The organism is Campylobacter sp. CFSAN093226 (genome assembly GCF_012897595.1).
Classification (GTDB): Bacteria; Campylobacterota; Campylobacteria; order Campylobacterales; family Campylobacteraceae; genus Campylobacter_D; species Campylobacter_D jejuni.
Map to the genome: position 1 here is coordinate 1,357,059 of NZ_CP040608.1, position 15,309 is coordinate 1,372,367.

The following is a 15,309-nucleotide window of genomic DNA, read 5'->3' on the forward strand; positions in this document are numbered from 1 at the left end:
CCTAAATATCACCATCCAACTCCTTGCACATTTTTTCAAATTCTTGGTAATATTTCCAAGAAGCTACTATATCTGGACGATGTTGTTTAATATAAACCAATTCTTCATCCAAGATATTTTTAGCACTTACTCTAGCATTTTTATTATTATATAAATGTCTCAAAACATCTTCAACTTTAAGCATCAAATCTTCTTCTATTTGAATTCTATTTTTTAATTCATAAGCAAAATTCCGAAGATAATCTATTACTTGCTTATAAAAAATACTATCATTTTTTAATTTATTATAATCTTGCTTATCAATATAAAAACCCACTGAACTATCCATATCTAAAATACTAAGCTCAGAATATAAATTAAATAAGTTATTATCATTTTGAAAAAAATTAATATTAATTATCAAACTATTGTTTTTATTAATCTTTTTATTCGGAATATTTGTATTTAAGTCTTCTTTATTTAAATACAAAGTCAAAGGCAATAGAAAATATAAATTTCCTTTAAAGTAACTTTTTGTTACAAACTCTTTATCGTTAATCTTAATTTGTTTCAAATTAAATTTATTTGATAGATAATTTAATGTGTGAATAGTTTCTTCACCTCTTATCTTTGAGATATCTAAATAAAAACAATCATTAAATTTATCAAAACATTCGATTAAAGATTTCCATAAAAACGATTGCGGCCTTTGTCCTTCCAAAGTATTAGGCAAATTATAATTATATACTTCTACTTCCGTTATGATATCATTAAATTGATAACTCAAATCAAATTCTTTTGTTTTGGCTAAATTATTTCCCCATTTTCTACCATAAGCATGTTTAATCAATTCTATAGGATCCCTTATCTGAAATAGAATAGGAGTTATTTTTTGAAAAGATGAAAATAATTTATCTCTTTTATGCTGATTGCCATACCATGATGGGTCTATATCATTTATAGTAATAATATTTCTTTTATCTTTTAATTCTAACAATTTATTATAAAATTTATAATAACGGATATCCCCGTCTCCTCCACAAAAATAATCCAATATATTAATTTTAAACAAATGATAAAAAAATTGACCTAAAGTAAACGCGCCAGCACCATGGCTAAAAAACCACATAAACTCATAATTGGGTGGTAAAGGCAAATTCATCTTCCAAGCAAGTTCAGCAGGTATGTTATGATAATTGATTTTTTCATTTTCATCATTAAGTTTTTTAGGATCAAGTAATGAAGGATAAGGATGGTTTTCTTTTTTATATTTTTCTTTGAAATCATCTGATAATAACCATTCTTCTATAAGATCGAAATTTTTTATAAAATAATTAAAGTTGTGAAAGATATTATCTAGTATAGGTTGATAATCTTGATGTGTTTTTAAGATATTTTTTATTCTTGGAAATTCTTTTAGGAATAATTGTTTATTATCTTGAATAGCTTTTAAAGTTTCACCATTTAATTCTTTAAATTCTTTTAGAATTTCTCTAAAAATTTGAAATTCTTTATTTGCTTTTTTAATATTATTTTTTAATTTAAATCCACCTCCTTTATACCAATTCTGATAAGCCTTAATTAAAACTTCACCTATCATGTAAGATAAATGGAATTTACATCTTAAAGCTTCATTATAATCAGAACATGTTTCTAAACTTGGGTATTTAAGTTGGGGAAAGACTTGTATGATTTGTTGATAAATTTTTTGTTCTTTTTTATGTTGTTTTTTGATTTTATAGAGTTTTTTAAATAATGCTATATACCCCCCCCCGTTATGTCTATGTTCTATCACAGTTTGACCTAGTTTATAAGCTAAATGGTTTTTTACTCTTTCTATGGCTGAATTTGGGTTGAGCATGGGTTTTTCCTTTAAAATAAATCAATCAAAAAAACAAGAAATAATTATATTCAATTATTGATTAGAAAATGATAAAGATGGGTTTTGATTATTCTCATCTAACTCTTTACACATTCTTTCAAATTCTTGGTAGTATTTCCAAGAAGCTACTATATCTGGACGATGTTGCTTGATGTAAACCAATTCCTCATCTAAAATATCCTTATAAGATTTTGCTACACTTATATTCTTTTTAAAATAATCCAATACATCGTCTACTTTCACTTCTTTATTTTTTTCAACATTAATCCTTTTTTTTAAAGAAATTAAAAATTTATTAATATATTCTAAAACAACATTATAAAGAGTTTGATTATTTATCAAACTATCAAAATGATCTTTTGAACAAAAAATAATCAAGTTTTCATGAAAAATTTCTTTAAACTTATCAGTGATATCTATGCAATTTTCCATAATTTGTATGTTTTTTACAGAAAATCTATTTGAAACAAAAATTTTGACCTTATTATTTACTTTTATAATACAAGGTAATAATACTGTTAATGGTGAATATAATTGCTGATAAAATATTTTATTATTTTTATCTGGGGAAGAAAAATTCAGTATTTTTGATAATTTCTCTAATGTAAATAAAGTCTTGTCTCCAACTATATCCATCATATCAATATAAATAATTTTATTAAATCTAAAAAATTCTATAGTCTTATTTCTTCTAATATTATACATTAACATCCAATGATTAGTATCTGAAAGAGCTTTGATACTTTCAAGAGATGGAAATTTTTGATTTGTATCTGGATTAAAACAACCATTTGATTCGTGAACATAAACTATTCTATCATTAATTTTATCAAAATCAGTATTGTTAATATCTATTTTAAGAATTTCATTAAATCCATTTTTCTGATGTCTAACATTAATAAAAGATTTCAAAGAATCAATAGGATCTCTAAGCAAAATCAATACAGGTTTATTTTGCAACAAAAAACAAAATTTATCATACTTTTGACAATTCACATCGAGTATACCTATGGCAAATTTTAAATCATTGCATGCACAAGCTTCACTAATCAAAAAATTAAAAATACTAATATAACGCTTACCATCCTCATATCCAAATGCACCAATAAGCACAACACCAACTTCTTTTAAAAATCTCTCCATAGCTTTTTCTCCACTTGTATGCAAAAAAAATCCAACAAACTCATAATTGGGTGGTAAAGGCAAATTCATCTTCCAAGCAAGTTCAGCAGGTATGTTATGATAATTGATTTTTTCATTTTCATCATTAAGTTTTTTAGGATCAAGTAATGAAGGATAAGGATGGTTTTCTTTTTTATATTTTTCTTTGAAATCATCTGATAATAACCATTCTTCTATAAGATCGAAATTTTTTATAAAATAATTAAAGTTGTGAAAGATATTATCTAGTATAGGTTGATAATCTTGATGTGTTTTTAAGATATTTTTTATTCTTGGAAATTCTTTTAGGAATAATTGTTTATTATCTTGAATAGCTTTTAAAGTTTCACCATTTAATTCTTTAAATTCTTTTAGAATTTCTCTAAAAATTTGAAATTCTTTATTTGCTTTTTTAATATTATTTTTTAATTTAAATCCACCTCCTTTATACCAATTCTGATAAGCCTTAATTAAAACTTCACCTATCATGTAAGATAAATGGAATTTACATCTTAAAGCTTCATTATAATCAGAACATGTTTCTAAACTTGGGTATTTAAGTTGGGGAAAGACTTGTATGATTTGTTGATAAATTTTTTGTTCTTTTTTATGTTGTTTTTTGATTTTATAGAGTTTTTTAAATAATGCTATATACCCCCCCCCGTTATGTCTATGTTCTATCACAGTTTGACCTAGTTTATAAGCTAAATGGTTTTTTACTCTTTCTATGGCTGAATTTGGGTTGAGCATGGGTTTTTCCTTTAAAATAAATCAATCAAAAAAACAAGAAATAATTATATTCAATTATTGATTAGAAAATGATAATAATCCTCAGGCACACCAATATCTATAAAATAATCATCAAAAATACAAGCCCTAGCCTTTAGTTTTTTATAATTTTCTTGTAAAAACTCTTCAAAAGAAAATTTTTCCTGCAAAGCAAAATCATTAAAAATATCTTTAGTTAAAAGATAAATTCCACCATTGATTAAACCTTGCTTTTTAAATACCTTTTCCTCAAAAGAAATTACAAGATCTTGTTCATCAACATTTACTGTGCCGTATCTATCAAAATCATTCATTTGTTTTAAAGCAAGACAAATTTTACTTTCATTTAGCTTTAATTTACTTAAATCTATGTCAAAAAAAGTATCACCATTTAAAACATAAGCTTCATTTTTTACAAATTTCAAAGTCTCTTTTATGGCTCCGCCTGTTCCTAGAGGCTCTTTTTCGATGCTGTATTTTATTTTTATACCTAAAAACTCATCTTTAAAATACTCTTTTATCACTTCATATTTGTATGATACTGCTAAAATTACTTCTTTTATACCTTGCTTTTTAAGATACTCAAAAATAAATTCTAAAAAAGGCTTATCATTTATCGGTGCCATAGGCTTTGGAATGTCTTTTATAATACTTTTAAGTCTTGTTCCTAAGCCGCCACAAAGTATTATTGCTTGCAAGAAAAACCTTTACCAAAAAGCTCTTCTTCGACAATAGCACAAATAATATGTCCTATTAAAATATGCGCTTCTTGAATTCTTGGCGTGCAAGTTGAAGGCACTTTTATACAATAATCACAAAGTTCATTCATAGCCCCGCCACTAGCTCCACTTAAGCCTATACTTATGATTTCTTTTTGTTTGCAAAACTCTAAAGCTTTTAAGATATTTTTACTATTTCCACTTGTTGAAATGCCTATAAAAACATCTCCCTTAACACCTTGAGCTTGCACTTGTCTAGCAAACAAATTTTCATAACCATAGTCATTACCAATAGCTGTTAATATGCTAGTATCTGTAGTAAGTGCAATACTTGCGATACCGGGTCTATCAAAATAAAACCTACTTACAAATTCCCCTGCAATATGCTGTGCATCTGCAGCACTGCCACCATTTCCTGCTAATAAAGTTTTGTTACCATTTTTATAAGCTTTTATGACTTCTAATGAAGCATTTTTAATAAGAGTTATCAAATTCTCATCTTTTAAAATTTGTTCTTTTACTAAAATAGAATCTGCAAAATGTCCTTTTATATAGGAATTTAAATTCTCCATGATTTAACCCCCTCTTTTGTAAATGAAAAATCTTGCACATAACCTTGCTCTTTTCTTAAAGCTTTGATTAAGTTGTATTTTTTAGTAGGATCTACGAAGAAAAACATAAATCCACCAGCTCCTGCTCCGCTGGTTTTGCCACTATAGGCTCCGTTATCTATAGCAAGTTTATAAATTCTTTCAAGCTCATCATTACTAACGATTTCTGAAATGATTTTTTTTGACCGCCAAGATTTTCCTAAAATTTGCGCCAAAGTACCAAAATCGGCTCTAAATAAAGCTTCTTTCATCTTTATAGCATCTTGTTTTATCGCGTGCATGGCTTCTAAAGATTTTTCATCTCCAAGCTTTCCTTTTTTATGCTCTTCTATATCTTTTGCTTCTCTTGTGATATTTGTAAAATAAAGCACAGTTCTAGCTTCAAGCTCACTAGCTATCCAGTTTTTAATACGCAAAGGATTAACAATGACTCTTTTATTGTTATAAAATTCCATAAAATTAAAACCACCAAAAGTTGCGGCGTATTGATCTTGTGCTCCACCTACTATGCCTAAATCTTCTCTTTCTATCTCGTAAGCAAGTTTAGCGATTTCATATTCTCCTAAAGGTAGATTAAGCCATTCTGCAAAGGCTTTTATAACCCCTACAACCAAAGTTGAGCTTCCGCCCAAGCCACTACCACTTGGTACATCCGAATAGGTATGCAAAGAAAAACTCAAAGGTTTTTTTGTAAAATCTTTTACAATGCGATTATAAATACTTTTAAAAATATCTAATTTTCCATCATTTCCTAAGAATTCTTTACTTTCGTACTCACAGTAAGAATTTGTATCAGGAGAATCAAAAATGATTTTTCCATCTTCTCTTTTGATCAAAGTACAATGTATGTATAAAGATATAGTCGCATTTAAAACATAACCTGTATATTTATCACAATATAAATTTATATCAGTCCCACCACCTGCTAGACCGAGACGAAGAGGAGTTTGTGTGCGTATGGTTTTCATAAATCTCCTAATTTATTTATCATATCCAATCAAGTAAAATATTTTGAATATTACATTTATTAATCAATTGCTTTAACTCCCCTATCTTTTTCTCTGAATCATCAAACATATATTCATGTGTTTCACAAGCAATATAATCAATTTTTTTATATATTTTTTTTTCAATAATTTTTTTCATTATCTCAAACTCCATTCCTTCAATATCAAGTTTTAGAAAATAAATCCTTTTATGTTGTGTTAAAATTTCATTTTCGATAAACTCGCATAAATCAATTACTTGAACTTTATATGTTTTTTCCGTCTGACTGTCTTGTACACTTTCAACTATACGATTGCCTTGAGATAGTATCCTATTTCCAAACATAATAAAATCTGTTTCATAATTTCTGTCCGATACTGCTTTTTGAAAAAGTTTTACATTTATATTATTTTCATATTTTTTTCTTAAAAAATAATTTAAATAAATATTTGGCTCAAAGATATAACTTTGCCCGCCACAATGTAAAATAATATCAGTAATTAAGCCTGCATGTCCACCACAATCAATACATACTGGACGATATCCATCCCCCCCCCCATATTTATCGACATAAAGCATCTTGTAAAAAATATCATAATATTGTTTTGGAATTCTGGCATTATCTAATAACAAATTTAATCTACCAAGCCCTTGTGGATCGGCTATAGCACCCTGAATTAAATGCAATGCATTATAAACATTTTCTTGCTTATTCCAATGGTTTAATACTTGCAACTCTGAAATTATCCTTTCTACATCAGCTATTGGTTTCCTAGCTTGCTGATGATTATCAATTTGATAAATCAAGCCATTTAGAGCCTCTTTTAATACTTCCAATTGTTCTTTTTTCATTATTTATCTCCTTTAATTTTAATTAAAATTTGCAAAGCGATTAACTTTCATCATTTTAAACGCTCTTAAAAGCTCTTTAATACCATCTTCTAAAGTATTATCTGGTTTCCAACCTGTAGCCTCTAATTTAGTATTTGAAACCAAATAATCTCTTTTATCTGGATCTTCACCTATGTTGGCTGAATGGATATAAAAATCAGGAATATACTTTTTAATTGTTTCAGCAAGCTGTCTTTTGGTCAAATTTGCAGAACTTAATCCCATGTTATAAGCCTGACCCTTCATCTTATCATAATTCTCAATTCCATGAATAAATCCTTTAACCACATCGCGAACATGAATATAATTGCGTCTAAAATGCTCTTCAAAAAGCACTATAAATTTATCTCTATATGCACGATAAGTAAAATCATTAACAAGTAAATCAAGTCTCATTCTAGGTGAAATTCCAAAAACAGTAGCTAAACGAAAAGTCACACAATTTCCTTTATCGAGCAAATATTGCTCCGCATGCACTTTATCGATCCCATATTCTGAGATAGGACGCAAGGGAGATTCTTCAGTACACATTGCATCTTTTTCTCCTATACCATAACCGCTGTTTGTATTGGGATAAATAAATATTTGAGAAGGACTTGCAAAATCACTTATCATTTTTACGGCTTCATAATTGATCATTTTAGCTAATTTTGGATTTCTTTTACAAAGTGGAGCTCCAACTAAAGCAGCTAGAGGAATAATAATATCAGCTTTTGCTACCTCTTGCCTAATAAGATTTTCATCCATAGCATCACCATTTATAAAAGTAAAATTTTTATTATGAAAACAAGATAAAAGAGAAATTTGATCAAACATCAAATTATCAATCACACAAACTTCATAACCTTTTTCAAGTAAAATCGGCGTTAAAACCGAACCTATATAACCTGCACCACCTGTAATTAAAACTTTTTTTGACATACTTTTCCTTTCGTCTTTGAAAATCAATTTTGTGTTTTATACCATTCATACATCATTTTAATACCATCTTTAAGTTCAATTTTATGCTTCCAACCTAAAGAATGAATTTTTGAGCAATCCATAAGTCTATCCATTGTGCTATCCGGTCTAGAAGTATTGAAAACTAGTTCTCCGCTAAACCCAACTATATTTTTTACCATCAAAGCAACTTCTTTGATTGAATAGTCAATACCTGTCCCTATATTAATATGGGTATTTTTACTTTTTCTATCTTTAATAAGATCTTTAAAATCAATATTTTGCATCGTATAGATAGCTACATCGGCTAGATCGTCACTATGAATAAATTCTCTCCTAACTTTTCCAGTGCCCCAAATTTCTACACTTTTTTTACTAATTCCAAAATTATGCAAATATTCTTTTGCTTCTTCAAAATTATTCATTTTCAAATCTTGAAGGATTTGAGTTATATTACCCTCGCTTAACAATTTTGCTAAATGAAATTTTCTAAGCAATGCGGGTAAGACTCTTGATTTTCCAAAATCAAAATTTGCTTTAGTTCCGTAAAGATTATTTAAAACAAGAGTAATGAAATTAGTACCATATTGAATATTATAACTTTCACACATTATAGCTCCAGCTATTTTGGCTGCACCAAAAGAATAAGCGCCATATTCTAAATCACCTTGAAATAAATATTCCTCTTTCAATGGGTTTTTAGCATTCTCAGGATACATATACCCAGAACCAAAAAATACCAATTTTTTAACATTATTAAGAAATGAATTGTGAATAACATTGTTTTGAATCATCAAATTTTCATAAATAAAATCAGCCCTTTGAGCGACATTTGCAGCACCACAAGGTAAGACTGCAGTCAAAAAAACATATTCTGGCTTTTCTTCTTTAAAAAATTTAGCAACCGCTTGCTGATTAACCAAATCAAGCTCTTGCCTTGTTTTTAAAACAAGATTATTAAATCCTCTTTTTTGTAAGTTTTCTACCAATGCTGTACCTGCGGTTCCTTTGTGCCCCGCTATATATATTTTTGAATTTGTTTGCATCAATAACCTCTAAATCGTATTGGAATTTCTGGATTTGAAATCCAAGGAAAATCTAAATTTTTAAATCCCCCTGCGACATCTCTATATTTCATAATATCAAGATTAATCAAATTTTTTCTTAAATAACTAACCTCCAAAGTGGTACTAAAAAATAATCCTTGAGAATAAAAAATTTTCCCATGGTTGTGAAAATGTGTATGCATTGGAACAAAATATTCATTAAGTTTTTTTAGCAAACTTATTCTTTTTTCCACCCCATCTTGCTCCTCAGGATTGCACCCATGAAATTCAAATATAACTTGTGAGAAATATTTATTTAAAATACTTATATCAATATTTTCAAGCATATCCCATTCGCAATTTTCAATATCACATTGCAAAATATTTGGCTTGTTCTCATCTAAATTATTATCTTTTAAAGCTTGTACCAAAGTAATTGTATTCTCATTATTTACATTACCTATAAATTTTTTATGAAAAACAATATTTTCATGGTCATAAGGACATTTTTCTATACTAGCATCATATTCTATCACCTTAAATCCCCTCTGAGCCATTTCTAAATCCCAAGGAGAACTATCCGAAACACCCAAAGAAAGAGCTTTTGCATTAATATCACTCATATCCCCCCCCCCATTATACATCACATAACCACCATCTCCATTACCACCTATTCTTAACAAATCACACAAAGGCAATTCCAAAGGTCGAATGAGATTTAAATAATTTATAATATTTTGATAACATTGTTCATTATTATTTATACGAATATAATTTCTATCTCTTGCTTGTAATAATAAAAGTAAAATTTCTTTATCTTTTTTATCAATATCTAAATTCGAAATAATATTTGACATTAAGATTTGATAGGACAATTGATTGCTAAGTTTAATATTATTATTTAATTCTTTTAATAATTTTTCCATAATTTATCCTTTATTTTTAGTTGCAAGAATATCGCGATCGGAAAGAATAGGCGTATTTGTTGGCCAATCTATACCAATTCTTTCATCATTCCATGCATAAGTAAATTGATCAGGTGCATCCATATATTCCCCCTCATAAGCAAGTTTATAATAATACACTGCTTCCTTTGAACTCACATAATGAGAATTTCCCATATTTGGTGGTAATAAAATAAGTTGCTGATTTTTATAACTTATAATAAATTTCTCCCATTTTAAATAAGTTGGGGAATCTTTTCTGCAATCAACCACAACTTGATGCACTTCTCCATAGACACAAGTTACAAGTTTGTAAGTTTTCACATCTCCGTGTATTCCACGTAAAACATTAAAATGGGAATTTATAAATTTGTCATGCTTAAATTTAATTCCATCTGGAACCAACTTGCTTAAATATTCATCTGTAAAAGCTGTCCAAATTTCACCTCTTAAATCTCTAAATTTATTAGGAGTTATAATATACACTCCTTTTAAAATTTTTGATTCTTGTATATCAAATTCTATTGCCATTATTTTCCTTTTTTAAATTCTTTTTTTAATTTTTTAACCTCAAACCACAACATAATATATCCTCCTTTATGCCAATTTTTATGAGCTTTGATTATAATCTGTCCTAATTTATAAACAAAACCCTCTTTTTCTTTTAAAGCCGACTCATAATCAGAATAATATTCTAAACTAATAGATTTTTTATCCATTTTATTTTGGCTTTCTTTATGCATATCTCTTATGTAAGACAAAACATATGGCATCCTTATATATCCCCATAAAGATTTAGAATTTTTAATAGCAGCAACGCCAAGTTTATAAGCTAAATGATTACGAATCTTTTTTACAGCACCTATTTCTTGATCGCTTTTAGGAAGATCTTTAAAAATAAACATTTTAAATTGATCAAATATTATAGGATGAAAATTAGGATAATAAGTATTGACCCTAGATTCTGGAATATTAAATTCAGAAAAAATCCTACATGCAACATAGAAAATATTACTATACTGATCAAAATCTTTAAAATAATAATTCATATAAATATCGTAAGGAAAAGTTGGATTTTGGCCATATCCTAGCAATAAGTCGAAAAACTTTTTTTTATTTTTACAAATTACTTGCTCCAACCTATCATCTGCTTCTTTAAATTTTTCATTTTGCAACAACAAATTAATATAAAACACTTCAGAATTTAAGCTACCAGAATCATACCTTAAAGATTTACTTAAATATCTTAATTTTATATCAAAATTTAAATTCAATTGTTCCGAAAGTAAAAAAAGGAAAAAATAATTGCACGATCGATACAAGTCATCAATATTTTCAATATCAATATATTTTAAAATAATCTCATATTGTTCAATGAGCGACAAATGATCAAATATATTGATAAAAATTTTATTTTCTATCCAACTAGCACATCTTGAAAATCCTGTTGTCCCAGAACCAAATATATACTCAGATTTAGACATTAAAACCAATTCAAAAAGTAATCTATCATATCCATTATCTAATTGTTCGAAAGCTATGATATCATCTATTGAAAAAATATTTTCTTGAGCTTGTTTATTGAAAGAACAATATTCTTTTAAATTCTGTATTAAATTAAGATCATCTCCAAAAAAAATAACACGATGTCCTTTTTTTATTTCTTTTAGAGCAATCTCTAAAGCAAATGGGTATGGAAAGATTTTATATCTACAATGATATAGTATATTTCTATAAAATTCATCATGAATAACCTCACCTGTTCTAATATGTATAGCAACAAACTTTCCAATGTCTAAAAATTTACTATGAGCTTTTTCAAAAATTTTTTTAACATGAGATGAAAAATCTATTTGTTTCCAACATGAAACCAACTCTGTTCTATATTCGCCCTCGTCAACATCTGTAAAATATTCACTAAGATCACCTTGAGTTGAATACCACCCCCATTCTTTTTCGTAAGGTTTTTTCAAAATATTTTTAATGCTTTGTCTATACAAACTCCACAATACTGGTGTTTCATAAGCGAATTCTATATCTTGTCTATAATAACTTTTAATAAAATCTTGATCAAACAAATACTCTCTAGTTGGCAAATTTGCCCAAGGAATCAATACTTTACCATCTAATAAATTTTGAATATTATTAATATCTCTCCATACAAAACCGAATTTAAAACCAAATTTTTTAGATATATAAAGAGCATTTAATAATGCTCTCATTCTCTCTCCAAATCCATCATCCCTTCCTGCAATTATGAGAGGTTTTGAATTATCCATTATTATCCTTTCTTAAATTTCTTTCTATATAGCTGTGCAATCTTATAAGGTAAAATCACTATAGCTAAAACATTCCATTTTCTAGATGTTTTTAAAATAAGCTCTCCAAGCTGATAGGAAAAAAAATTTCTAACCATAATTGCCTCATTGTAATCTTTATAAAAACTCAAATCTATGTTTATTTTTTTTTCAGTTAAATAAATTTTTTTTTGCTCATGATGAGAAAAAATTAAAATAGGAATTAAAACTATCAGCTTTATCCATTTTAAAGGATTTTTAATATTTAAAAGTATAACTTTACCCAATTTATAAGAAAGATGAGATTTTATAATATCTACAGCACCAATAAGGCCAAAATAACAATCATTATCCATATTATATTTAACTCTAATATCTTTACAACTTCTTAAAACAGACCAGTTAAAAAAAGAATTTTTTTGATCTAATGTTATTTTGTTGTTTAACCTAGGAGCGAAAATACCCACTCTATCTTTTACTCCATTAAGAATAAATGGAACATTTCCCATAATTTCGATAAATTTTTTATCTATATAATTATTGCTTAAATAATTCAGATATAAAATAGTTACATTCATATTGTCAAAGATTTTTTCATAATTATCAGTTTTTACTATATACTCCATAAAAAGCATTACCCCATCGATATATTCATCATATCTAAACTTTTGCAAAGCCTCCCCTTCTAAAAAATCAAAAACAGGAATCACTCTACCATCTTTTTTATCATATCCTAAAACCTGACCTTGTAACGAACGAACAAATAATTCTATACCATAAGTATAATTTTCATTTAAAGGGAGCATAAATAAAGATTGAGTTTTAGTTTTATTTAATTTACTACGATATAAATATAAACTGCCAAAAAACATATTTTTAAATTGTTGATTACTTTCAATTCTTTTTACAATATAATCCAAAGTTTCACCCGTGCCACAGCACTCAACAAAAGCAAAAATTTCTTGTTTATCAATTTCTTGATCCAAATACTCATCAATTAGCTGTATTTTTAACTTATCTTTATTTCTAAAAGGCTCTCTCCAAGACTCTCGAGAACCATACAAGTATTTTGTTTTAATATTAATTTTTTTTGCTTGAATTAACATATCGGTCATTTTTTGCAATACATAACCATCTCTTGCTATAAAATATAAACATCTAATAGAGTTTTTTAAAGCAATATTTAAAATCCACTGAACATAAGGTAATAGCATAGGGGCACCAAATGAAACTCCTATCTCTTGCAAGTTAGTCAAGGTATTCTCAAGTCTTATCTTTTTAGATATTCCAATTATTTTTTGCAAATCCATATCTAATGAATTACGGTTTAATGCAAATTCTTCATATGGAAGCAACTGATTAATATAAAAATTTGTAGAAATTTCCAAATTTGAGGGCTTAAGATAATCCCCCACCCAATTATCGCCGCAATGAATCCATTTTTTTGGATCAACTTTTTCTAAATTTAATATAGCCTTAAACAAATTCCCGCTATTTTTTTTTAATCTAAACTCTGATGACATATATATTGGAATATTATTAAAAATAGGGGAAAATTTATTTAAAAAGGTTCTAATAATAGAAGAACTAAAATACATATCAGAAATTAAAACAACTCTCTTTTCATTTTTAATAAGCTCTTCAACCAATTCTATATTTTTTTTAATTGGATATAATGTCTCTTTTTCAGTATTAATTTCGAGTTTCATTAACTCCTCTTTTTGTTGAAAACTTAAAGAAAAATTCTGCTGTAATAAATTATAAATTTCATCAAAATTGGTATCTTCATATTTATTTTTACACACATTTCGATAATAATACTGCTCAACCTCCACTCTTATTCTATCAAAATTTTTAACTAAATTTAAAGGAAAATCCATATTTCTCATTTTTTGTTTCATTATTAAAAATACAGCACTAGGTTTAGCTATATTTCTAGAAATTAAAGTGTCAAAAATATCAAAAGAAAAAAGTACATAATTTTCTTGATTAATACGATATAAATATTGATTTTTACAAATTTCATCTCGAACCATTTTTAAAATATTTTTTTCATAAATTTCATAAGTGGATGTTTGAAGATAATTATTCCTAGAATTTGCACCCATTGCATCTAACTTATTTTTATTTTTATACGCTTGTATAAAAGCATTTTTTAAAGAATCTACGCTACCGGTTTTAACCAACCATCCACTATTTTCATCTAAAATATATTTAGCTCCAATATTTTCAGTTAATATCAATGGTTTAGACATCATCGCACCTTCCAATGCAACCAAAGAGCACGATTCATCTCTAGATGGTACAACCATAACATTGCATTGGAAAATCAAAGAGTGTATTTTTTTTCTATCTCTTAATTCCCCGTGATAAAAAATGTTTGGAAATTTTTTGGCTAATGATAAAATCTTGGGGAAAAAATCTTTAGCTCCCTCCCAAAATCTTCCAGCAAAATGAAGCTCACATTGATCCCTTATATCTACTGGAAGATCAATGAAAGCTTGTAACAACACATCATAACCTTTTCTTTTTTCAATAGTCCCTAAAGCTAAAAATTTTAATTTATCTGACTTTATCTGTTTTAAAAAATCGTCATGCTTTTCATAAAAAACATCATCTACATAATTATGTAAAACCTCTACATTTTTATTATAATTATGAATTATAAAATCCTTTGCATACTCACTAACCACATAAAGTTTTTTAGCTTTTTCTAAAGCCAACTTCCTTTCTGGCTTCCAAAAAAAATCAGGAAGATTTTCAGCCTCTCTAATATACCAAACAACAGGAGTTAAATTTTGGATCAACTCAACACATTTATATACTACTATAGTATTTGCTATGACCAATGAATATTTTGAAATTCTTTCATGCACCCATTTAGAATCAATATCATCTTCTGAAATAACTTCAACATATACGCCTAATTTATCAAACTCACTAATATAAGGTCCTTCATTATAGGTCCAAATATCTACAGCATATTTATTATTCAATAATACTTCACATATTCTTTTAAAACTATTTAAAGCTCCTGTATATTCTAGTTCTGGAGTAATAAGAAGAATTTTTTTTATCATAATAC

The 15,309-nt window shown here is 27.3% G+C and carries 12 protein-coding genes; all 12 read right to left on the minus strand.

All coding sequences use genetic code 11. From position 1 onward, the window contains the following. Position 1 precedes the first annotated feature (1 nt). The 12 genes from FBF02_RS06945 to FBF02_RS07000 are packed head-to-tail and all read right to left on the minus strand — an operon-like array spanning position 2 to position 15,304. Positions 2 to 1,840 (minus strand): DUF2972 domain-containing protein, encoded by a 1,839-nt coding sequence (locus FBF02_RS06945; RefSeq protein ID WP_002858443.1) that lies wholly within the window; start codon positions 1,838 to 1,840, stop codon positions 2 to 4. A 54-nt stretch (positions 1,841 to 1,894) separates the two neighbouring features. Beyond that, the gene (locus FBF02_RS06950; RefSeq protein ID WP_002858405.1) at positions 1,895 to 3,772 is read right to left on the minus strand and encodes a DUF2972 domain-containing protein; all 1,878 of its coding nucleotides are present in this window, start codon (positions 3,770 to 3,772) and stop codon (positions 1,895 to 1,897) included. 50 nt (positions 3,773 to 3,822) lie between these two features. Next, positions 3,823 to 4,488 (minus strand): D-glycero-D-manno-heptose 1-phosphate guanosyltransferase, encoded by a 666-nt coding sequence (hddC, locus tag FBF02_RS06955; protein WP_002857908.1) that lies wholly within the window; start codon positions 4,486 to 4,488, stop codon positions 3,823 to 3,825. Continuing rightward, complete coding sequence (gene gmhA2, locus FBF02_RS06960) at positions 4,476 to 5,081, minus strand: D-sedoheptulose 7-phosphate isomerase (RefSeq protein ID WP_002857991.1); 606 nt, start codon at positions 5,079 to 5,081, stop codon at positions 4,476 to 4,478. Before gmhA2 ends, hddC begins: the two co-directional genes overlap by 13 nt. Beyond that, positions 5,069 to 6,088: a D-glycero-D-manno-heptose 7-phosphate kinase gene (gene hddA / locus FBF02_RS06965; RefSeq protein WP_002858413.1), complete on the minus strand. Its 1,020-nt coding sequence runs from the start codon at positions 6,086 to 6,088 to the stop codon at positions 5,069 to 5,071. The genes gmhA2 and hddA overlap by 13 nt, the downstream gene beginning before the upstream one ends. A 19-nt stretch (positions 6,089 to 6,107) precedes the next feature. Continuing rightward, a complete protein-coding gene (locus FBF02_RS06970) occupies positions 6,108 to 6,959 on the minus strand; it encodes an FkbM family methyltransferase (protein WP_002857889.1) in 852 nt (283 codons plus the stop codon). Positions 6,960 to 6,977: 18 nt separating this feature from the next. Next, positions 6,978 to 7,919, minus strand: a complete 942-nt coding sequence (locus FBF02_RS06975; RefSeq protein WP_002858299.1) for an NAD-dependent epimerase/dehydratase — start codon at positions 7,917 to 7,919, stop codon at positions 6,978 to 6,980. Positions 7,920 to 7,942: 23 nt separating this feature from the next. Beyond that, positions 7,943 to 8,983: a GDP-L-fucose synthase gene (locus FBF02_RS06980; RefSeq protein WP_002864205.1), complete on the minus strand. Its 1,041-nt coding sequence runs from the start codon at positions 8,981 to 8,983 to the stop codon at positions 7,943 to 7,945. Beyond that, positions 8,983 to 9,909, minus strand: coding sequence for a hypothetical protein (locus FBF02_RS06985; RefSeq protein ID WP_002864204.1), 927 nt, complete (start codon positions 9,907 to 9,909; stop codon positions 8,983 to 8,985). The genes FBF02_RS06980 and FBF02_RS06985 overlap by 1 nt, the downstream gene beginning before the upstream one ends. A gap of 3 nt (positions 9,910 to 9,912) precedes the next feature. Then, positions 9,913 to 10,458, minus strand: coding sequence for a dTDP-4-dehydrorhamnose 3,5-epimerase family protein (locus FBF02_RS06990; protein ID WP_002858190.1), 546 nt, complete (start codon positions 10,456 to 10,458; stop codon positions 9,913 to 9,915). Further along, entirely contained in the window at positions 10,458 to 12,206 is a 1,749-nt protein-coding gene (locus tag FBF02_RS06995) for a capsule biosynthesis protein CapA (protein WP_002858440.1), read from the minus strand. The genes FBF02_RS06990 and FBF02_RS06995 overlap by 1 nt, the downstream gene beginning before the upstream one ends. A gap of 2 nt (positions 12,207 to 12,208) precedes the next feature. Continuing rightward, positions 12,209 to 15,304, minus strand: a complete 3,096-nt coding sequence (locus FBF02_RS07000) for an HAD-IA family hydrolase (RefSeq protein WP_002852392.1) — start codon at positions 15,302 to 15,304, stop codon at positions 12,209 to 12,211. Positions 15,305 to 15,309 lie beyond the last annotated feature (5 nt).

Excerpts from the sequence above, each read along its gene's own strand:
- FBF02_RS06975 (WP_002858299.1), bottom strand. The coding sequence starts at position 7,919 with ATGTCAAAAAAAGTTTTAATTACAGGTGGTGCAGGTTATATAGGTTCG.
- FBF02_RS07000 (WP_002852392.1), bottom strand. The coding sequence starts at position 15,304 with ATGATAAAAAAAATTCTTCTTATTACTCCAGAACTAGAATATACAGGA.
- FBF02_RS06950 (WP_002858405.1), bottom strand. The coding sequence starts at position 3,772 with ATGCTCAACCCAAATTCAGCCATAGAAAGAGTAAAAAACCATTTAGCT.
- FBF02_RS06995 (WP_002858440.1), bottom strand. The coding sequence starts at position 12,206 with ATGGATAATTCAAAACCTCTCATAATTGCAGGAAGGGATGATGGATTT.
- FBF02_RS06945 (WP_002858443.1), bottom strand. The coding sequence starts at position 1,840 with ATGCTCAACCCAAATTCAGCCATAGAAAGAGTAAAAAACCATTTAGCT.
- FBF02_RS06985 (WP_002864204.1), bottom strand. The coding sequence starts at position 9,909 with ATGGAAAAATTATTAAAAGAATTAAATAATAATATTAAACTTAGCAAT.
- FBF02_RS06990 (WP_002858190.1), bottom strand. The coding sequence starts at position 10,458 with ATGGCAATAGAATTTGATATACAAGAATCAAAAATTTTAAAAGGAGTG.
- FBF02_RS06970 (WP_002857889.1), bottom strand. The coding sequence starts at position 6,959 with ATGAAAAAAGAACAATTGGAAGTATTAAAAGAGGCTCTAAATGGCTTG.
- hddA (WP_002858413.1), bottom strand. The coding sequence starts at position 6,088 with ATGAAAACCATACGCACACAAACTCCTCTTCGTCTCGGTCTAGCAGGT.
- FBF02_RS06980 (WP_002864205.1), bottom strand. The coding sequence starts at position 8,983 with ATGCAAACAAATTCAAAAATATATATAGCGGGGCACAAAGGAACCGCA.
- gmhA2 (WP_002857991.1), bottom strand. The coding sequence starts at position 5,081 with ATGGAGAATTTAAATTCCTATATAAAAGGACATTTTGCAGATTCTATT.